Annotated in this window: 16 protein-coding genes and 2 pseudogenes; 16 read left to right on the plus strand and 2 right to left on the minus strand. The window is 59.9% G+C overall.

From position 1 onward, the window contains the following. The first annotated feature begins 463 nt into the window (after nt 1-463). From J6497_RS42190 to J6497_RS31285, 12 genes and pseudogenes are all read left to right on the plus strand, one after another. Nucleotides 464-694, plus strand: coding sequence for an AAA family ATPase (locus tag J6497_RS42190; protein ID WP_225708071.1), 231 nt, complete (start codon nt 464-466; stop codon nt 692-694). A 16-nt stretch (nt 695-710) separates the two neighbouring features. Then, nucleotides 711-1913: a pimeloyl-CoA dehydrogenase large subunit gene (gene pimC, locus J6497_RS31235; protein ID WP_225708072.1), complete on the plus strand. Its 1203-nt coding sequence runs from the start codon at nt 711-713 to the stop codon at nt 1911-1913. A gap of 95 nt (nt 1914-2008) precedes the next feature. Continuing rightward, the gene (locus J6497_RS31240) at nt 2009-3166 is read left to right on the plus strand and encodes an acyl-CoA dehydrogenase family protein (RefSeq protein WP_225708073.1); all 1158 of its coding nucleotides are present in this window, start codon (nt 2009-2011) and stop codon (nt 3164-3166) included. A gap of 2 nt (nt 3167-3168) precedes the next feature. Further along, the gene (locus tag J6497_RS31245) at nt 3169-3378 is read left to right on the plus strand and encodes a hypothetical protein (RefSeq protein ID WP_225708074.1); all 210 of its coding nucleotides are present in this window, start codon (nt 3169-3171) and stop codon (nt 3376-3378) included. 162 nt (nt 3379-3540) lie between these two features. After that, a complete protein-coding gene (locus J6497_RS31250; protein ID WP_225708075.1) occupies nt 3541-4698 on the plus strand; it encodes an acyl-CoA dehydrogenase family protein in 1158 nt (385 codons plus the stop codon). Nucleotides 4699-4739: 41 nt separating this feature from the next. Then, nucleotides 4740-5870, plus strand: a complete 1131-nt coding sequence (locus J6497_RS31255; RefSeq protein WP_225708076.1) for a RidA family protein — start codon at nt 4740-4742, stop codon at nt 5868-5870. A 3-nt stretch (nt 5871-5873) separates the two neighbouring features. Continuing rightward, the gene (locus tag J6497_RS31260) at nt 5874-6371 is read left to right on the plus strand and encodes an FAS1-like dehydratase domain-containing protein (protein WP_225708077.1); all 498 of its coding nucleotides are present in this window, start codon (nt 5874-5876) and stop codon (nt 6369-6371) included. Further along, on the plus strand, nt 6368-6787 hold the full coding sequence (locus J6497_RS31265; RefSeq protein WP_225708078.1) for a MaoC/PaaZ C-terminal domain-containing protein: 420 nt from the start codon (nt 6368-6370) through the stop codon (nt 6785-6787). Before J6497_RS31260 ends, J6497_RS31265 begins: the two co-directional genes overlap by 4 nt. A 189-nt stretch (nt 6788-6976) precedes the next feature. Beyond that, entirely contained in the window at nt 6977-9091 is a 2115-nt protein-coding gene (locus tag J6497_RS31270; protein ID WP_225708079.1) for a 3-hydroxyacyl-CoA dehydrogenase NAD-binding domain-containing protein, read from the plus strand. 47 nt (nt 9092-9138) lie between these two features. Then, nucleotides 9139-10323 (plus strand): acetyl-CoA C-acyltransferase, encoded by a 1185-nt coding sequence (locus J6497_RS31275; RefSeq protein WP_225708080.1) that lies wholly within the window; start codon nt 9139-9141, stop codon nt 10321-10323. Nucleotides 10324-10330: 7 nt separating this feature from the next. Then, nucleotides 10331-10465 (plus strand): annotated as a pseudogene (locus tag J6497_RS31280) (glutamate dehydrogenase); the annotation flags it as partial. A 198-nt stretch (nt 10466-10663) separates the two neighbouring features. Continuing rightward, entirely contained in the window at nt 10664-12292 is a 1629-nt protein-coding gene (locus J6497_RS31285) for a long-chain fatty acid--CoA ligase (RefSeq protein WP_225708081.1), read from the plus strand. 623 nt (nt 12293-12915) lie between these two features. On the opposite strand, the gene J6497_RS31290 is transcribed toward J6497_RS31285, so the two are convergent. Further along, nucleotides 12916-13914 (minus strand): IclR family transcriptional regulator, encoded by a 999-nt coding sequence (locus tag J6497_RS31290; protein ID WP_225708082.1) that lies wholly within the window; start codon nt 13912-13914, stop codon nt 12916-12918. A gap of 1217 nt (nt 13915-15131) precedes the next feature. On the opposite strand from J6497_RS31290, the gene J6497_RS31295 reads away from it, so the two are divergent. Both J6497_RS31295 and J6497_RS31300 read left to right on the plus strand, forming a co-directional pair. Then, nucleotides 15132-16391: a Glu/Leu/Phe/Val family dehydrogenase gene (locus J6497_RS31295; protein WP_225708083.1), complete on the plus strand. Its 1260-nt coding sequence runs from the start codon at nt 15132-15134 to the stop codon at nt 16389-16391. Between the two features lie 76 nt (nt 16392-16467). After that, entirely contained in the window at nt 16468-16989 is a 522-nt protein-coding gene (locus tag J6497_RS31300; protein ID WP_225708084.1) for a hypothetical protein, read from the plus strand. A 224-nt stretch (nt 16990-17213) separates the two neighbouring features. On the opposite strand, the gene J6497_RS31305 is transcribed toward J6497_RS31300, so the two are convergent. After that, nucleotides 17214-17696, minus strand: coding sequence for an Lrp/AsnC family transcriptional regulator (locus J6497_RS31305; RefSeq protein WP_225708085.1), 483 nt, complete (start codon nt 17694-17696; stop codon nt 17214-17216). A 121-nt stretch (nt 17697-17817) separates the two neighbouring features. On the opposite strand from J6497_RS31305, the pseudogene putA reads away from it, so the two are divergent. Next, nucleotides 17818-20718: pseudogene (gene putA, locus J6497_RS31310) on the plus strand (bifunctional proline dehydrogenase/L-glutamate gamma-semialdehyde dehydrogenase PutA); the annotation flags it as partial. A gap of 55 nt (nt 20719-20773) precedes the next feature. Continuing rightward, nucleotides 20774-21013, plus strand: a 240-nt coding sequence (locus J6497_RS31315; RefSeq protein WP_225708086.1) for a transposase, incomplete at its 3' end; no start/stop codon positions are given.

The following is a 21013-nucleotide window of genomic DNA, read 5'->3' on the forward strand; positions in this document are numbered from 1 at the left end:
CCTCAAGCAATGCGTCGACTAAGTTGCGATGCACTGGCGCACACAGGTGTCACAAAGTCTCTCATTTTGCACCTTTATCGCAATTTGCATCTCGTCTGGTGGCAAATGGCGTTTTGGGATCGCGTCAGGCCGCCTCAAATGTTGGGAAAGTGCCAGTCAAGCTGCCAGTGGCCCCGCTCATTCCAAAATATTCTCTCAAAGAGCACGACTAGATTAGCGCAAACAGAAACAGGCACAAGGCTGGCGGAGGAGCCAGACCGAATTTTTGGTACGATTCGAACAGAAGTGAAGCGTCACGAATACAGCGACGGCATCAGAGACGCGATCTGTACGTTACGTACAGATCTATTCCTTTACAAGACCCCAGCGCAGAACGATTTGAGGGTGGGGTCGATTTCACCCGCGCTGGTTGAAGTCCCAGTTCTCACCCGCGCTAGCGCAATAGAGTTGCAGCTGCAATCGCATGAAGATTGAGTCCACACGAGTTGGAAACTTTCGATCGTTCGCCGACGAAACGGTCTATTTGAACGACTATGCTTGCCTGGTGGGCCCAAATGGGTCTGGCAAGTCTACGGTTCTTTGTGCCCTGAAGACGGAACTCCTCCGCCTTTTCGGCGGCGCCGGCGTGAAATACGCGCGTGACGATGTACGTCGGCGCCGCGTGAGTGCCGCGTGCCTGTTCGAGATTTTCTGAAAAGGGGGCAGCAAGGATGGATCTGAGTTTTACTGAAGACGAACTCGCCTTCCGCAATGAGATCAAAACATTCTTCCAGGCCGCGGTTCCCGCCGATACCCGCGAAAAGCTCATCGCCGGAATGCACCCCAGTAAGGACGACGTGGCGCGCTGGACCCGGATCCTGGCCGAGAAGGGGTGGAGCGTGCCGCACTGGCCGGTCGAATATGGCGGCACGGGTTGGAGCCCGGTCAAGCAGTACATCTTTACCGAGGAGATGAGCCAGACGCCGGCGCCCGCGCCGCTCGCCTTCGGCGTCAATATGGTGGGACCTGTCATCTACACCTTCGGCAATGACGTCCAAAAGAAGCGCTTCCTGCCCCGCATCGTTACGCTCGAAGACTGGTGGTGCCAGGGCTTCTCCGAACCCGGCTCCGGCTCCGACCTCGCCTCTCTCAAAACGCGGGCCGTGCGCGACGGCGACCACTACCTCGTCAACGGACAGAAAACCTGGACGACGCTTGCGCAATGTGCCGACTGGATCTTTTGCCTCGTGCGGACAGATCCGACTGCGAAGAAGCAGCGCGGGATTTCGTTCCTCCTGATCGACATGAAGTCGCCCGGCATCACCGTGCGTCCGATCCAGATGATCGACGGCGGCCACGAAGTCAACGAGGTCTTCTTCGACGACGTGCGCGTGCCGGCCGAAAACCTCGTCGGCGAGGAGAACCGTGGTTGGGACTACGCCAAATTCCTCCTCGGCAACGAACGCTTCCACATCGCCTGCGTCGGGGTTTCCAAGGAGCGCATCCGGCGCATCAAGAACCTCGCCTCGCGGGTCCGTTTCGGCGGCGAACGGTTGAGCGACCAAGCCGACTTCCGCGAGAAGGTCACCGCAGTTGAGATCCGGCTGAAGGCGCTTGAGATTACGCAGCTCCGCGTCCTCACCAATGAATCGAAACGGCAGAAGGACACGCAGGACCCGGCAAGCTCGATTCTGAAGATCAAGGGTGCGGAGATCCAGCAGGCGACGTCGGAGCTTCTGATGGACGTAGTCGGCCCTTATGCCCTGCCTTATCAGTCCGAGGAGGATTTCGACCGTCGCAACGAGCCGCCGATTGGTCCGGACTGGGCGGCAACGATCGCGCCCGCCTATTTCAACACCCGCAAAGTATCGATCTATGGCGGCTCCGACGAGATCCAGAAAAACATCATCGCGAAGGCGATCCTTGGCCTCTGACGTTCGGCATCGATTCGGCAAGGCCGGGCAGGGGCCAATTTGCAAAATGTTTCAGGGTCGCTGGCACCACCCTGATTTTCAGGAGAATTCCCCACATGGATTTTGATCTCTCCGGGGAGCAGCGGCTCCTGAAGGACAGCGTCGAGCGGCTGATGCTCGATAGCTATGGCTTTGAGGACCGCCGCAAGTACCAGGCCGAGGCTCGGGGCTTCAGCGAGGCGATGTGGGCGCGGTATGCCGAGCTCGGGCTTCTGGCGCTGCCGTTTTTTGACGAGCATGGCGGGTTCGGCGGCGGCGCGGTCGAGACGATGATCGTCATGGAGGCCTTCGGCAGGGCGCTGATCCTAGAACCCTATTTCGCGACGGTGGTGCTTGCCGGCGGCATTCTGCGGCACGGGGCGAGCCGAGCGCAGAAGGCCGAGCTGATTCCGGCGGTCGCGGACGGCCATATGAAGCTTGCCTTCGCCTACGCCGAGCCGCAGTCGCGCTACGATCTCTTCGACGTCCAGGCGCAGGCGAAGAAGGACGGTGACGGGTGGATGCTCAATGGCACCAAAGGGCTCGTGCTTCACGGCGCGGCGGCCGACAAGGTCATCGTGTCGGCGCGGACTGCGGGGACTTCGCGCGACAAGGGCGGAATCGGCCTCTTCCTAGTAGACGGGAATGCACAGGGCGTCCGGCGCCGCGGCTATCCGACTCAGGATGGGCTGCGTGCAGCCGAGATCACGCTGGAGAATGTGCACGTCGAGGCAGCCGATGTCATTGGTGATCCGACGGGCGCCTTTCCGGTCATTGCGCGGGTGGCGGACGAGGCGGCTGCGGCAAGTTGCGCGGAAGCAGTCGGCTGCTTTGCTGAAATGCAGGCGACCACGCTTGATTATCTGAAGACCCGCAAGCAATTCGGCACGACCATCGGCTCCTTCCAGGTGCTGCAGCACCGGGCCGTCGATATGTTTATCGAACTGGAGCAATCGCGCTCTATGGCCATGTACGCCGCGATGATGGCGGGCGAAAACGACGCGACCGAGCGCGCGCGAGCCATCTCAGCGGCGAAGGCCCAAATCGGCCAGTCGGCGAAGGCGATCGGCCGGCAGTCGATCCAGCTCCATGGCGGGATCGGCATGACGATGGAGTACCGCATCGGCCACTATTTCAAGCGCATCACCATGATCGACACGCTGTTCGGTGATGCCGATCATCACCTGCGCCAGCTCGCCGTTCTCGGCGGCCTCATCCGCGAGGAGCTTGAGTGAGGATGTCCTTCTCGCTTGCCAGCAAGCTGGTGATCATTACTGGATCGAGCCGCAGCATCGGTCAAACCGCGCCAGCGATGATGTCCTTCGGAGCGATCCATAGACGCGCGCCTGCGCTTGACTTTAACAGTCCAGCGGGCCATCGTATCGAATATCGGTCTATTATTCCGAAAATCGGAACGAAAGTCAAGGGGCGTTTAGCACGCCGGTGAAGGGGAAATGTCAATGGCAATGAGGGGACAGGATCTTCGAATACCCCCGTGTGTCTGGGTCATAAGACAGGGCCGATCACGGCGGCCAGGCGCACATCCGAGTTCGCCGGCAGCGAGCATGTGCGCAATCCTTACCTCGGGACTGGCTGTTCGGGGCTGGCGATGAACTTCGAACGCATCCCCGAGCACGAAACGCTGCGCGACAGCATTCGCGAATTCTTTGATCGTGAGCTTCAGGAACCGAAGATCCGCGAGATGGATCGCACACGACGCATCCCGCGCGAGCTCTGGAAGCGTCTCGCCCAGCTTGGTTGGCCGGGCTTGTCGGTGCCAACGGAATACGGAGGCAGCGGCGCGGACGTGATGACGGGCGCGGTTCTCTGCGAGGAGATTGCCCGGCGCTTCCCGTCCCTCGCCACTGACTGGTTGCTCATTTCGATGACGGCGCGGGTGCTGCGTGAATCGGGCACCGAGAAGCAGCAATCGGAGCTCCTGCCCAAGCTGGCTGCCGGCGAATTCCTGATGAGCTTCGGCATGACCGAACCAGGCGGAGGAACGGATGTTCTCGGCCTGAAAACACGCGCCACGCTGGTGGGGGGCGAGTGGGTAGTGCGCGGGCAGAAGCTCTACACATCTCTTGCGGACGATGCCGATGCGATTTTGGTCCTGTGCCGTACCGATCCGGCCGAGGCTGCGAAGCGCTCACGCGGATTATCCCTGGTGCTGACGCCGCGACATCAGAACGGTGTGCAGGTGCGCCGCCTTGAGCTCATGGGCCAGCGCGCCGCCTGTACCTGCGAAGTGTTCTTCGACGATGCCCGTGCACCGGCCGATGCGGTGGTCGGAGAGCTGGGACGTGGATGGCATACGCTCCTGCGCTCGTTGGATGAGGAACGGATTCTGTGCGCGGCGATGTACGTCGGCATCACCGCCGCAGCGCTGGACCTAGCCCTGCAGTACGCGAAGGACCGCACCGCTTTCGGCCGACCGATCGGCGCCTACCAGGCGGTGCAGCATCCACTGGCTGACACGGCCGCCGAACTCGAGCAGATCCGCTTGCTCACTGCGAAGGCCGCCTGGTTGCAAAGCAATGGGCATGAATGCGCGGTGGAGGCCGCGATGGCCAAGCTCGCGGCCAGCGAGGTTGCAGTCCGCGCGACCGACCGTTGCATGCGAGTACTAGGCGGCTTCGGAATGGTGGAGGAGTCGCCACTGGAACGCCTATTCCGCGACGCGCGCCTGGGCCCCTTCAGCCCCATCTCCAACGAGATGGTGCGCAACTTCATCGGGGAACGCCTGGGACTTCCCCGGAGCTACTGAGCTGGGGCTCCGACAACAACAGAGATGAGCCGGACGATTCCATGGCGATTACCCCCATACACCTCGACCGCTTCGATTGGTACGACTACAGGCGCTACTCCTTTTCTCTTGGGCTGAAGACGTCCGCGGGCACTTATCTGTCCGGTCATACGGCTTCCGAGTACGAGCCCGCAACGAGCCGCATCGTTGTGCGAGGCGGAATGACCGAGCAGGTACGCACAATCTATGCCAAGGTGGCGGCCATCCTGGAAGGCGGCGGTCTCGGGTACGGCGATGTGACCAGAATCGTCGAGTACGTGCACCCCGAGGGCATTCAGCGTTATGCGGAAGCGGCGGCTGTGCGGCGGGAGTTGTTCGGCAAACATCAGCCCGTGGTCAATACCGTCCCGGTAAAGAGCCTGCTCAGGCCAGACGCCTTCATTGAGATCGAGGTGACCGCAGCGGCCGCGCGTGGCGTTGCGCCTAGCACGGTCTTCTTGCCGTCGATTGAGCCCGTGGACGACCAGGGGAATGTCGTGGGTGTCGGCGACTTGGTGGCCCAGACCCATGCGGTGTACGACCGCGCCGCGCGGATGCTTTCCGCGTTGGGCCTGGGCCTCGATCGCGTGGTGAAGACCGCCACGTACATCACGCCGCGTGCGCTACCTGCCTACGAGAACACCGCGCGTGTGCGGCGCGAGCGGCTCGGCCCCGTGTATCCTGCCGCCGTTGATATCGTGATGCCGCGGCTCCTGCATCCGCAGGCGATCGTCCAGTGTGATCTCATCGCCTCGCGCGAAGCGCCGGTGGCGGTGAACCCCGGCTGGACGCGCTACGACGAGTTGGCTTGCAGCCCCGCTGTGCGAGCCGGAAAGCTGCTTTACATGTCGGGGCAAGGCGCTCTCGACCCGAAGAGCGGACGCGTCTTGCACAAGGGAGACGTCGTCGCGCAAGCCGAATGCATCTATGGCAACGTGCTCCAGCTGGTGCGGGCCGCTGGGGGCGCGTCACGTCATCTGGTCAAGACAATCGAATACGTGACCCCGGCTTCTCTCGATCGCTATCGCGAGGTCACTGGCGTGCGCTCGAAGATGCTGCAGGAACCGCGTCCCGCCTCCACCGGCCTCATCAGCGACGCGCTGCTGCGCCCCGGGATGCGGATGGATGTCGATGCCCTTGCCGTCCTGGATTGACCCATGACGCTGCTGACTGACGAACTCAAGGCTTGGATCGGCCGCGAAGTCCACTATCCGGCGCACGAGGAGCTCGGTCGTGCCTCGATCAGGTACTTCGCACTCGCCATGGGCGACGAGAATCCGCTCTATCTCGATGAAGGTTACGCGCGGGAGGCTGGCTATCCGTCGGTGATCGCGCCGCCGACACTGGTCTGCGAAACCTGCCAGTACGCCCATCGCAGGCCGGAGGCGAACGGCTACATCGGACACGAATGGCACCTGCCCATAACCGACTGCCGCATGATCCGCACCGGCAATGACTATGAATTCATGCGGACCGTCCTGCCGGAAGACCGCATCTCCGTCACCTGGACGCTGGGAGACATCGTTGAGCGCGGTTCTTCGCGTGGCGGTACGCAGCTGTTCGTCAGTTCGGTCGCCCGCTACAAGGATGCCGCTGGCGAGGTGGTTGCCATCAACCGCGAGACGGTCGTCTATCAGCCATTGGAGATGGCATGATCAAGCCGACCAAGAGCGTGGCTATGGTCCAGCCGGGCGAGCCGCTGCCGATGCTGGAGAGGACCTTCACGACCGTCGATCTCATGGCGTACGGCGCCGCCACCTGGGATTGGCACCGCGTGCATTACGACGTCGATTTCGCCTGGGCTATGAAACTGCCGAACGTCATCATCGACGGGCAGGCATTCGGCGCGCTGTTCGCGCGCGCGGTACTGGATTGGGCCGGGCCGCAGGCTTTCATAGAGCGGCTGTCATTCAAAATGAAGTCGATGGCCTTCGCCGGGCAGACGCTGCGCGTGGAAAGTGAGGTGACGCAAATCCGAGACCGCACCGTCGTTCTGGCGCAGCGCCTGACAAGCGGCAGTCGTCTCGTGTCCGAAGCGGGGACGGAGGTGCGGCTACCCGCGCCGGCCTGACCGGCTTAGCGTCGGTCAGGGCAGCGAAGCGAACGTGGATGTATTGTGCGACCCGCCGTTTCCAGGCCCGTATTTTTTCCCGAACGAACTGCCAGCAATCGTTGCTGCAGCGATCCTGAGCTCAGCATGCAGGTGGCTGACGTATCGTCGTGATGACCTAAAACATGATCAAACGGAATAATCCAGAAAATGTCCATCAACGTTGTCAGCTATGAGAACTGTAATGGCATCGGGCTGGTGCTGATCTCAAACCCTCCCGTCAATGCAATCTCGCCCGAAGTTGTCGCGGGCCTGCGCAGGGCGCTCGGAGCCTTCGAGGCCGATGCCGAAGCCAAAGCACTCGTCATACATTGCGAAGGACGAACTTTCGTGGCGGGCGGCGACATCGCCAGCTTTGGATCCCCGTATTTCGACACTCGGCCTTTCAACTTGCTGCTTGTGCGGCTGGATGCGTCCCCGCGTCCGGTTGTCGCAACCCTGCACGGCACCGTCCTGGGTGGCGGATTGGAATTGGCAATGGCCTGCCACCACCGGCTGACTCTGCCGGAGACACGTTTCGGCATGCCGGAAGTCAAGCTGGGCCTCCTTCCCGGCTCCCAGGGCACGCAGCGCCTCCCTCGTCTAGCCGGAGTGCCGCTCACACTCGATCTGATCCTGACCGGCCGATTCATCTCCGCACAGGATGCGCTTGCCGCAGGCATTGTCGATGAGATCGCGGAAGGCGATTCGCTTGCGCTCGGAATTGGCGCGGCCGAACGCCTGGTCAAAGCGAACGCACCGCTGCGGCGCTCGAGCACGTTGAAGGTCGCCGTCGACGCAGCAACGACGCAGGCTCTGGCGGCAGCGGCGGCCAAGGCCGCAGAGAAGCCGGCCTATCCTGCACTCGGCGCGATCGTACGGGCAGTCGAGGCGGCCGTGAATCTGCCGTTCGCTGATGGTGAAGAGGTGGAGGCCCGCGAGTTCGAGCGACTGCGCTTGAGCAGCACCTCGCGAGCGCTGCGCCATTTGTTTTTCGCTGAACGTGCTGCGGCGCGCATTCCGGGACTGCCGAGAGAGATTCGCGCCCGCGAGGTACGATCTGTCGGCATCGTGGGTGCCGGCACCATGGGGGGCGGCATTGCCATGAACTTTGCCAATGTCGGCGTTCCCACTGTGCTCGTCGAGACGACCGATGAAGCGCTCAAACGGGGTCTCTCGGTCATCCGCAAGAATTACGAGGCGAGCGCTGCGAAGGGCAAGCTGAGTGCCGAGGAAGTCGAGAAACGGATGGAGCTGCTGAGCGGTTCGCTGGACTACGCTTCGCTGGCGAGCTCCGACCTGGTGATCGAAGCTGTATTCGAGAACTTGCAGATTAAGAGAGAGGTCTGCGCACGTCTGGGGCAAGTGTGCAAAGAAGAGGCGATCCTTGCGACGAACACCTCGACACTTGATCTGGACATCCTCGCGCAAGCAACAGGCCGGCCGGCCGATGTGGTTGGCATGCACTTCTTCAGTCCCGCAAACGTGATGCGTTTGCTCGAAGTGGTCCGTGGCGCCAAGACTGCTCCCGATGTGCTTTCGACGGTGATGCAGATCGCGCGCACGATTGGAAAGGTCCCGGTGGTGTCGGGCGTCTGCTACGGCTTCATCGGAAATCGAATGCTCGAGCCCTACATGCGCGAGACAGAGTTTCTATTGCTAGAAGGCGCGCAGCCACAGCAGATCGACACTGCAATCGAATCTTTAGGCCTGGCCATGGGACCTTGCCGGATGTCCGACCTGTCCGGGGTAGATATCGGGGCAAAGGTCGTCAACGAACAGTTCGAAGCGGGCGAATTGCCGCCGGACCCCAGCTATCGCGTGGTCGTGCGCAAGCTGTTCGACCTGGGGCGCTACGGCCAGAAGACTGAGGCCGGCTATTACCGCTACGAGGGCCGCACGCCCTTGCCAGAGCCCGTGGTCGCCACAGTGTGCACGGAGCTCGCACGCGAGCATGGAATCTCGCGCCGCAGTAACATCACGGACCAGGAAATCATCCAACGTCTGATGTACCCGCTTATCAATGAGGGCATCCAGATCCTCGATGAGGGCATCTCATACCGACCCAGTGATATCGATGTCGTGTGGACTGCCGGGTATGGGTTTCCCGATCACCGAGGAGGGCCGATGTTTATGGCGGACCAGATCGGATTGTCTGAAATCGAGAAGACCCTCGAGCACTACGGCCGTATGCGAGGAAACCAGTTCGGTTACTGGACACCCAGCAACCTTCTTAAATCGCTCGCCGCCAGCGGCGAGCACATCGTTGCCTGGACCAAAGGATAGAACGGCCAGGAATCTAGACGCAAAGACGACCGACAGGACACCTCATCATGCGCGAAGCAGTCATCGTTTCCACCGCACGCACCCCGATCGGGCGCGCCTTCAAAGGGGCCTTCAACAACATCAAATCGCCAACGCTACTCGGCCATGCGCTCCACCACGCGGTCGTCCGTGCGAACATCGATCCGGCGGAGATCGAGGACGCGGTGATCGGATGTTGCCTTACCGCGGGCACCTCGAGCATGAACGTTGCTCGTCTCGGCGTGATCGCCGCCGGACTTCCGCTGGAGGTTTCAGCCCAGACCTTGGACCGCCAATGCTCTTCGGGTCTGATGGCAATCGCGACGGCCGCCAAGCAGGTGGTGGTCGATGGCATGAATGTGACGGTTGCTGGCGGCCTTGAGAACATCTCCGCTGTTCAGAACGAGTACTACCAGTGGTCAGGCCGCACGCAGGACGGCGCCGTGACGGCGCGGGCACCCCGCGCTTACATGCCGATGTTGCAGACGGCCGAATTGGTCTCGAAGAAGTACGGCATCAGTCGCGAGGCCCAGGATCAATACGCCCTGCAGTCCCAACAGCGGACCGCGGTAGCCCAGGAGGCCAATCGACTGGACGCGGAAATTGTTGCCCTCACGACTACGATGGCAGTGGTGGACAAGGCGACAGGTCAGACGAGTTACAAAGAGGTTACCCTCGCGGCCGACGAAGGAAACCGGCCGGATACGACCTTGGAGACCTTGCAAGGACTGAAGCCGGTGATCGACGGCGGTGTTGTCACGGCCGGAAACGCGAGCCAACTTTCCGACGGCGCCTCAGCCTGCGTCGTGATGGAGCGATCGCTCGCTGAGAGGCGTGGCATGCAGCCGCTCGGAATCTACCGCGGCATCGCGGTGGCCGGCTGTCCGCCGGAAGAGATGGGGATCGGTCCGATCTACGCCATTCCGAAGTTGCTGAAGCTCCATGGGCTCAAGGTTAGCGACATTGGGCTTTGGGAGCTCAATGAGGCTTTTGCCTGCCAAGCTCTTTATTGCCGGGACATCCTCGGGATCGACCCCGCTATCTGCAACGTCAATGGCGGAAGCATCTCAATCGGCCATCCCTATGGCATGACTGGCGCGCGAATGACGGGCCATGCTCTCATCGAGGGTAAGCGACGCGGCGCGAAGTATGTCGTCGTAGCGATGTGCGTTGGAGGCGGCATGGGGGCTGCCGGCCTGTTTGAGGTCGCGTGAGGCGCTCGACATTTTGTGCAACTCAAGAGGCGTTGTGGGGAGCTGCTTCGAACGCGCACAGGACCTGCAGCGAATGTTCTGGGAAGAGGAGGACGTAATGCGGCCGCAGTATCAAGTTCTGGATCGTGCCTTCGAGCAGGTACGGCCGGAAGCGTGTGAGCCGCTCCATCCAGGCCAGCGCTCAGTCCGCGCCGCGCTACCAGTTATCAGAGGATCGCGATCTATTCACGCACGGCATCCTCGATCGTATCGTTGTCTGGGGGCGGGCCGCGGAAGCTCAGCCGTTTCACGGCCCGGCGTTTCGCCGCACTGACGTTGGCTCGAAAGAAGGGGATCGGCGTTGCAAAGCACGATGATGGATGTGCCGCTCTCGCTCAACCACCTGCTGGAGCGCGCGGGAAAGCTCTTCGCCGGAAACGAGATCGTCTCGCGCTTACCCAACAAGAACCTGCGCCGGCACACGTATCGCGAGTTCTACCAGCGCACGCGCTCGCTCGCATCGGCGCTAAGGCAGCTCGGTCTGGAGAAAGGTGACCGCGTGGCGACGCTGTGCTGGAACCACCATGCTCACCTGGAGTGCTACTTCGGCATCCCTGCGGCCGGAGGCGTGATGCACACGCTGAACCTGCGCTTGGCGCCCGACGAGATCGGCTGGATCGCGGGCAACGCCCGGGATCGCTTCCTGATCGTCGACGACATCCTGCTGCCGTTGTACAAACAGTTCGCGCACTTGCACCGCTTCGAGCACCTGATCGTATACCCGTTCTCCGGCGCGCCGGTTTCGCCGGACATGAAGGATTACGAGGCTCTCCTGGGGCGTGCGGATCCCGATAGTTTCGAATACGCTAAGCACGACGAAACGGATCCAGTCTCGATGTGCTACACGTCCGGCACGACCGGCCGTCCCAAGGGCGTCGTGTTCTCGCACCGTTCGACGATCCTACACACGCTCGTCGCGAGCCTCGGCGACTTCTGGTCTTTGCATAGCACGGACGTCGTGCTGCCGGTGACGCCGATGTTCCACGTCAACGCATGGGGTGTCCCCTACGGCGCGGTTAACCTGGGTGCGAAGCTCGTGTTGCCCGGGCCGCACTTGCATGCCGATGACCTTCTCGACCTGATGCAGATCGAACCGCCGACCGTGGCCATCAGTGTGCCGACAATCTGGATGACGTTGATGCAGACCTTCGATGCGGCGCAAGCCGAAGGCTCGTCCAACCGGGGTCGATGGAAGTTGCCAAAATCAATGCATGCAGTGACAGGCGGCGCTACGGTGCCCGAATCTCTGATCCGCGCTTTCGACAAGCACGGCGTGCGGATGGAGCAAGGATGGGGCATGACTGAAACATCGCCTGTTGGCACCAGATCGTACCGCCGGGCCGAACTGCGCGATGCCACCGACGACGAGAAGTACCGCCGCGCTGCGATGGCCGGCGTGCCCGTGCCGCTTGTGGACCTGCGCTTGTGGGGTGACGAAGGCGAGCAGCCGTGGGATGGCAAGAGCGCCGGCGAGATCCAGGTGCGCGGGCCCTTCATTACGGGGGCCTACCACGAGGTGCCCGTGACGCTCGACCAGTTCACAGAGGACGGCTGGCTGCGCACCGGTGACGTCGCCTCGATCGACTCGCTCGGCTTCGTGCGCATCACCGACCGCACGAAAGACCTCATCAAGTCCGGCGGCGAGTGGATCAGCTCGGCCGATCTCGAGAATGCGTTGATGGAGCATCCCGCGGTCGCCGAAGCCGCGGTGATAGCGATCCCCGATGAGAAATGGAGTGAACGGCCGCTCGCTTGCATCGTGCTCAATCACGGCAAGAAAGTGGACACAAAGGAGTTAGACGAGCATCTGATGGCGCGCAGCTTCGCGAAGTGGCAATTGCCCGAGCGCTACGAGTTCATCGACGCGATACCACGAACGTCGACGGGCAAGTTCTGGAAAGTGCAACTGCGTGAGCGCTTTCCGAAGTGAGGGGCAGCGCGGAGCGTTCCAGGGCGTCAAATTCCTCGATCAGACGCTTGTGGTCGAAGCCCAGAGCTTCAGCCGCGGAATGGAGATAGGCGCTGTCGATAAACTCGACGATCTTGTTGGGAGCAGATGTCATTGATGGTCTATGACGGTCTTCGATGACGCCGGTCGAGCGTGCCTGCCCGCACCAAACAAATGACAACGCGGCGGAACGTACACCGAATGCTTTAAGCTTCGAGATATGTCGTAGGCAGCAAACAAATTTACTGAACATTGAACCGGCACTATATATGGTAGTAATGATGCGGGGTCGATTTCCGATTTTCGAAGTGGCCTTGAAGGAGCAGGGGCGAAAATGGATCTGGGCGGTCGGACCGATCCATGGTGCCCCGCATCATGTGGGGCTCGGAAGCTGCTCGCCCGGAGGGCAAGGCACAGAGCCAACTGGGCCCTCTTCCTACATGTCCTGGGCCCGTTTATGCCGCCTGCCAGCTAATGGGGATCGCATGGAGCCCGATTCCCAGTAGGCACTTAAGAGTGTTTGCTTTTCGAGGCGGCGACCTCTCGGCGCAAAGCAGCGCAAGCACAAGCCTTTTTCTTCTGGGCCAAAAACGCAAACTGAGAGACTACCGACCCGCGGCACGCGCGCGGTCCTGTTTGCGCCCGGGCTTCGCTTTCTTCTTCGCTTTGGCCATTGGCTTCGTCGTAGCCGGCCGAGATATGGCTGGAGCGCTGCTTTTGCTGGCATGCCGATCAGTCATCACGCTCGTCTCCGACGCCGCCTTACCCATTTCGTCGGCCGATTCTCTAATCCCTTTGACTCGCTCTCCGATCGAGAGCAGGGCCGCGAGGGCATCGGCCGCACGGCCCAAAGCTTTCAGCCTTTCAGCCAATTGATCGTTCATGATGCGCTGCAGAGGGCCCGTCATGGCGACCGAGTGTAGAACTATGCCGCTCGAAAGCTTTACCGGTACGGCGATCGCGGCAAGGCCTTCGTCGATCTCCCCGATGCAGGTCGCGTAACCCCGCTTTCGCGTCTCAGCAAGTTGCCGTTCGATCCACACACGGTCTCTTCGTGTTTTGGCCGTGAGCATCGGCAGCTCGTGTGAGAGTGCTTTGTCGATCGCCGCCTTCTCCTGATAGGCCATGATCGCCTTTGCTGACGCTGCGGCGTTGATCGGCATCTCGATGCCAGGTTGGACGTAGCCTCGCCATCTTGCGTCAGGAGAAAGAGATGCAGCGACGACAACCCGCGAACCGACCAAACGTGTGACATAGCAAGTCTCTCGGGTGCTCTCCGTCAGTGCGCGAAGATGAGGTCGTGCAAGTGACGTCAGCCAACCCTCGTCGGCCGAAGCGTGGAGCAGCCTCATCAGCCGTTCGCCAACTTCGTAAGGGCGATTTCCTCCGCCGTTGGCAAGCCCGGAGCGAGCCAACCCCCTCAGCAAGCGATGTGCCGTGGTCTTCGGCAGCTCGAGCAGGGCGGCAATATCGGCCAAAGTGAGAGAGCCGGGGAAGGCTGCGAGCACCTCGAGAATCTGCATGTAGCGCTCGAGCGGGCCTGACGGATCTTCGCTGGTTTTTTGCAAGTTCATCTCCTGCTTCCCAAGCAGATGGGCGCGCACTTCGCTTGACTTTCAAGTTCGGGCGCGCCATCGTATTGAATATCGGGTTTATATTTCGAAAAACGGAACGAAAGTCAAAAGCATTCGGCCGGCTACGAAAAGCGGAAGCGCAATGTGCTGATGTGTAGGGACTGACTGTCGCTTATGGGACATTATTGCGCCTCGGTATGTGTCACTGTCAGTGGGCGACGGGTAAACGGTCGTGCTCATCGATGCGAATGGCGCCGGCAAGACCGCGCTGCTTCAGACCACTTTGGCACGAAGTCGCTCTTGAGCGGGCGGGATTGAGTTCGGGGGAGTTTCATTAAACTCCATGGCTCCAGATCGAAGGGTGGCAATGAGATTGCCCAGGCTCGAACGTCATGTTGGCGGAGTTGGGGACAGTCGATGCGGCCGACCTTGCGCATGTCTTCGAGATGCTTCCACATCATTCGAACGGAGAAAGCAAGTTGGCTGGTCTCTTTCCGGAGATGAACAGCAGACTTGCCTTTGGTCGCGCCCTAATCTCGCGACCAAAGCTTCTTACGAGACTTCGCTTGCTCTAGCATCGCGTCCTGCGAAGAGATTTATAAGCGGATCGCTATCGAATCAATTCTTGATGAGCGAACGCGTGCAATAGTATCGATCTGGAAAAACGGCACTCTTCGGCGAGGCTGTGCTCGATGACGATGGGAGAGGACGCAATGACATCAGCATTCGTGAAGGTAACCAAGCACGAAGAGCTCTACTTCTAGGCGTTGCGTGACCAAGAAGTGGTGCTGGTAAACGGCAGAGTATCGAGCTTCGGCTAACTATCGAACGATAGCTTGCTGCGACCACCTTCCACGTTTGCCCACGCGGCAGGGGTGGCGCAATGCGTATTTCGGTTCATGGCAAAAGGTGCCTGTCCATTCGTTCGAAGAGCCGCCATCCAAATGTAAAATCGACAGGCCTGCAATCGTCCAAGCCGAGACGACAACGGTGATTGCAGAGGCGAGCGATGGCGTCACGGTTAATGATCATCTTGGTTAGCCTGATATTAGTGTGTCTGGCCATGCTTCTGCTCACTTCCGTCATGTTGCTTCAACATCGCCTGATGCATTTCAACCTGAGAGCGCCGCCTCCCGAGGCTGGCTAATTCAAGCTCTCCGCGCTGCATCATCCCTTTGGGAATGTCGGTTGAGCATCGCAACTCAAGACAACCATCTGTTATCTCACACTCAGCTTAAGGAGCTAACGTGGCCGCATACGGTGGGCCGGTTTTTGACATGGCCGTCAAGCAATTCGAGGTAATCGCGGATTATCTATGCATTCAGCAAGACGCAAGGGCTCGGCTACTAATGCCCAAGCGCGCGGTCACAGTATCCTGTCCGATTCACCGAGATGACGGCACCACGGCGGTTTTTGAGGGCTATCGTGTGCAGCATCACCTCACACTTGGCCCGACAAAAGGTGGCACGCGGTTCGCAGCAAGCGTCGATCTCGGGGAGGTTGCGGCGCTAGCAATCTGGATGAGCTGGAAGTGCGCGCTGGTCGGATTGCCGTATGGTGGCGCTAAGGGGGGCATCAATGTCGAGCCTTCAAGCTTGTCCAAGCGCGAGCTTGAAGCGCTTTCGCGTCGCTACATGCAGGAAATGATTCCTTTTGTTGGACCACATACAGATGTGATGGCGCCCGACATGGGGACGAACGAGCAGATCATGGCTTGGTTCATGGACACGTACTCAATGTATCAGGGACAAACAGTCACTGAAATCGTGACAGGCAAGCCTGTGAGCGCTGGCGGAACGTTAGGACGTCGTGAGGCCACAGGAAGGGGCGTCGCCCATTTGGTTCGTCGCGCCGCGGATGAGCTTAAGATGCGTCTCAGTGGCGCAACAGCGGTTGTACAAGGATTCGGAAATGTCGGTTCGATCGCCGCACTCGAGCTGCACAATATGGGAGTGAAGGTGATCGCGGTAAGCGATCACACGGGCGCGCTCTATCGGCCTGCGGGCCTCGACATCCCAGAATTGGTCAAATACGCAGGTTCGAGGGTTAGCTTAGATGGCTACTCCAACGGACTCATTTTAGATTCAGCGGAGATGCTGACGTTGCCGTGCGACGTACTGATTCCAGCGGCAGTGGAACGGGTAATCGACGCCAAAATCGCTGGCAATCTGCGCTGCCGTATACTTGCCGAGGGCGCCAATGGCCCGACCACACCGGAAGCCGATCGGATCCTGGAAAAGCGTCAGAGGGAGATCTTCCTTATCCCAGATATTTTGTGCAACTCAGGAGGCGTAGTGGTTAGCTACTTCGAATGGGTGCAGGACCTCCAGCGATTGTTCTGGGAGGAGGAAGAGGTAATGCGGCGGGAGTATCAACTGCTGGATCGTGCCTTTGAGCGGGTGTTGGCGCGAAGTAGGCGGGACAAAGTGTTCAACCGCACCGGCGCTATGGCGATCGGTGTGGAGCGGGTACGCGATGCAAAGGACACACGTGGGTTGTTCCCGTAGCCCGGTCGAACACGTCCGGTTCGGCATCTCGCTCTTTCCGAAGTGGAACATGAGCTTGTTTGTTGGGAGATGATCGATGAAACGAGTAAAGAAGAATGGCCATTTAGGTCGCACAGGCAATGTCTTGGCTTTCAAAAGGCAAAGTGGCTCGAAAAAGCGTATTACGACCATGAAGCGGCGTGCTCTGAAAGTTCGAAAGTCTGGGCGATTGCGTCCCTCCATCATCCTGACCGCCCCAATCACGCGCTCGACAGTGCTTAAGGATCGCTGGCAGAATGGATTTCTGCCAATCCTTGCCGGCCATCAATGCCAATCTGGCATTGATCCATCCGAAGTTGGTATTGGCCTCGCCCGAGGCGGTTCGTCTAGGGATGCACATCATGGATGCGATATCTCAAGGGGCCTTGCGATCGAATTGAATGATTCCACTTGGACAGCCGAAAAGCGCGATACTGACCGCCACAATAAAGCGATGCGCTTTGGAGGTTCAAAAAGTCTGAGCAGTCGCGTCGCTTATCATCATGATGGCAAGCGATTACGGGCTCGACAATTTTTCAGGATCCGCTGGCAGACCGGCTCGTCTGCTGTTTCTCCCTAGACTGGACTGGGGCCGCTGCTGAACTCCGGCAGTGGCCCTTTTTTTGCTGTGGCTTGACCGTGGGCTTTCGTTGTCAGCTTGCGTAAACATTTCAGGTGATCGCGGGGGCGAGCGGCGCGTTGAGCACCGCGAAGGTCTAATTGCGTTTTGCCTTATGTGCCGTCTCGTCGTGTTGGTGAAGCAAAGAAGCAGTGAGCTGGCTAGGCGGTGTGCCTAGTCCGCGTTCATGATCGCACTGGATCGGACCATACTTCCTTTATCGCCTGCATGGCGACCGAAGTTGACGTGCTTGCCACATTGGGCAGGCTGGAAATCTTCTCAGCGAGAACCTGCCTGTATTTCTTTATGTCGGACGTTCTGACCTTTAACAGATAATCAAAGCGGCCCGCGATCAGATGGCATTCCTCGACTTCATCAATTTTTCTAACCTCCGAATTGAAGGACGCCAGGGCCTTCTCGCGAGTATCAGACAACGTCACCTCCACGAAAGCCACATGGTCCATGCCAATTCGCTGCGGATTGAGAATGGCGCGAAATCCTTCGATGAATCGCCCTTGCACTAGGCGCTTTAGTCGCACCTGACATGGGGTCTTGGAGAGGCCGACGTCTTTGGCGAGGTCCGTAACCGATCTCCGGCCATCCCGTTGCAGTGCAGCCATGATCTTACGATCAAACTGGTCCAATTTTCCATAGTTGCCCTTATCCATGGACGACAAGACCTCAAAAGCCAGCAACATTGGTCGTATAGAGCATCAATGCGCGACATTAAAGTGCAAACGGCTGGCCGAACTCTAATAGGTTGCCACTGTACGAATTGGAGGACGCGCAATGTCATTCGCGGGTACCGCGCCAGAGCTGCAACCGCAACGCGCCAATATCTCCGATGGTCTGTCGCCGACAGCACCGTTTGCGGAATTGAGGGCGAGTGTGCGCAGGCAGAGCGGCCTTCGTGCGGCTATTACCTCTGCCTATCGTCGCGCCGAACGTGACTGTGTGGACCCGCTCTTCGATCTGGCCGCTCTCCCAGAGGACGCATCGCAGCGGGCCGTGACCTTGGCGCGAGGACTGGTGATACGCCTTCGTGGAAAGGCGCAATCGAGCGGCGTCGAAGCTCTCATCCACGAGTATTCGTTGTCGAGCCAAGAGGGCGTCGCGCTCTTATGTCTGGCCGAGGCTCTGCTCCGTATCCCGGACGCACCGACGCGAGATGCACTCATACGCGACAAAATATCGGCTGGAGATTGGCGCGCTCATGTCGGCAACAGCACATCGCTGTTCGTCAATGCCGCGACCTGGGGACTTGTCGTCACCGGGAAGCTCACAGCGATCGCAACTGAGAACAGTCTTTCATCCACTCTGACGCGGCTCATTGCGCGGGGCGGCGCGCCCATCATTCGCCAGGGCGTCAAGCTCGTCATGCGCCTTATGGGCGAGCAGTTCGTGACCGGACAAACGATCGAGCAGGCGCTGTCGAACAGTGGGCGCATGGAAGCGCGCGGCTTTCGCTATTCCTACGATATGCTGGGTGAAGGGGCGACGACCGCGGATGATGCGGCGCGCCACCTTTCGGCTTACGAGACAGCCATTCATGCGATCGGGAGAAGTTCGGCAGGGCGCGGTATTTACGAAGGGCCGGGAATCTCAATCAAGCTCTCGGCAATCCATCCGCGTTACAGTCGCGGCAAGCTTGGCCGAGTGATGAACGAACTCTTTCCTCGTCTGAAGCAGTTGGCGCTACTCGCAAAACGTTATGAGATTGGTCTCAATATAGACGCCGAAGAGGCGGATCGTCTGGATTTGTCGCTGGACCTTCTCGAAGCGCTATGTGTCGACAAGGATCTCCCAGGTTGGAATGGGATTGGTTTCGTAGCTCAGGCTTATCAGAAGCGCTGCCCTTTCGTGATCGACTGGCTCATCGATCTTGCGCGCCGTTCGGAACGTCGCCTGATGGTGCGACTGGTCAAGGGTGCTTACTGGGACAGCGAGATCAAGCGCGCGCAAGTTGATGGGATGCAGGACTTCCCCGTATTTACCCGCAAGATCCACACTGACGTCTCCTACCTCGCATGTGCTCGTAAGCTCCTGTCAGCGCCGGATGCCGTGTTTCCGCAGTTCGCGACGCACAATGCGCAAACACTGGCTTCAATCGTGCAAATGGCGGAACCAAATTTTTATCGTGGCCAGTACGAATTTCAGTGCCTCCATGGCATGGGCGAGCCGCTGTACGAGGAGGTCGTCGGCCGTGAGAAACTCGATCGTCCTTGCCGCATCTATGCGCCGGTCGGATCGTACGAAACGTTGCTCGCCTATCTGGTGCGGCGTCTGTTGGAGAACGGCGCGAACACATCCTTCGTTAACCGCATCGCGGACCCGAGCGTTCCCGTTGAGGACTTGGTCGCGGATCCGGTAAAAACGGCGCGGTCTTTGAGGCCGCGAGGCTCTCCGCACGACAAAATCCTGAAACCTCGGGATCTCTACGGTTCGGGCCGAGCGAATTCGGCTGGGCTTGACCTCTCGGATGAAAGTGCGCTCGCTCTGCTGGGCGAAAGTCTGACGAAAAGCGCACTTCATCAATGGGAAGCATTGCCATCGGGCGCGATAAGCCGCGGCAACTCTCGTCTCATTCGCAATCCTGCTGATCTTCGCGACGTGGTCGGCAAAGTGCGAGATGCCGCCTCCGCCGAGATCGAGGCGGCTCTCTCGCGTGCAGCCAAGGTGACGGCCGCCTGGACATCCATCAGCGCTAAAGAGCGTGCTGGCCACCTCAATGCGGCGGCTGACGTGATGGAGGCACATACGCCAATTCTGGTTGGATTGATCATCCGCGAGGCCGGGAAGTCGTTTGCAAACGCAATTGCAGAGGTTCGTCAAGCCGTCGATTTCTTACGCTACTACGCGGTCGAAATCGTATGCGCGGAAGAAGCTGAAAAACTTTTGCCGCTGGGGCCTGTCGTTTGCATAAGTCCATGGAATCTCCCGCTCGCGATCTTCACAGGCCAAATTGCTGCTGCGCTTGCGGCGGGCAATCCAGTGCTCGCCAAGCCCGCCGAGGAAACACCCCTCATAGCCGCCGAGGCAGTTCGGATCATGCACGAAGCTGGCATCCCCAAGGACGTCTTGCAGTTCTTGCCAGGTGACGGTGCGGTCGGAGCAGCATTGGTCGGCGATACCCGCGTACAAGGCGTGATGTTTACCGGGCGAACAGAGGTTGCACGTCTGATCCAGAAGCAACTTGCTGAGCGGCTGACCGCCAAGGGTCACCCGATACCGCTCATCGCAGAAACGGGAGGTCAAAACGCGCTCGTAGTCGACTCCTCGGCCGGCGCGGAGCAGGTCGTTGCTGACGTGATCGCGTCCGCCTTCGACTCGGCGGGCCAGCGTTGCTCGGCGCTGCGGATTTTATGTCTTCAGGAAGACGTTGCCGACCGCATTCTGGCGATGCTCCGAGGGGCCATGCGGGAGGTTGAAATAGGAAACCCAGCCCGGCTGTCCGTCGATGTGGGGCCAGTTATCAGTGAAGAAGCACAGCGAAATATTCGCTCTCACGTGGAGACGATGCGCAATCGCGGTCATTCCGTAGAGGAACTGGCCCTCCCGCCAGACACCGAGCACGGAACGTTCGTGTCTCCGACGATTGTCGAAATTTCGAAAGTTGCGAACGTTGAAAGCGAGGTGTTCGGACCCGTACTCCACGTTGTGCGCTACCAGCGAGAGGAGCTTGCCAGCCTAGGGTCTGTTGGGATTCAGGATTCTCATCCGGGCTCGGTTGTGATTCAAGCTATGGATGGACCGATTCGTTTTGACTGATGCCCAATGGGCGAAGATGGAGCCGCTTTGTCTTGGCAAGCCAAGCGATCCCGGCCGCAGTGGCAAGGACAACCGACGGTTTGTCGAGGCCGTGCTGTGGATCGCGCGAACCGGCAGTCCCTGGCGGGATCTGCCGCCCTCGTTCGGCCACTGGAACAGTGTCTTCACGCGCTTCCGCGACTGGGTGAAGGCGGATATCTGGAAGCGGCTGTTCGAC

Origin of the sequence: Bradyrhizobium cenepequi (assembly GCF_020329485.1) — a bacterium.
Classification (GTDB): Bacteria; Pseudomonadota; Alphaproteobacteria; order Rhizobiales; family Xanthobacteraceae; genus Bradyrhizobium; species Bradyrhizobium cenepequi.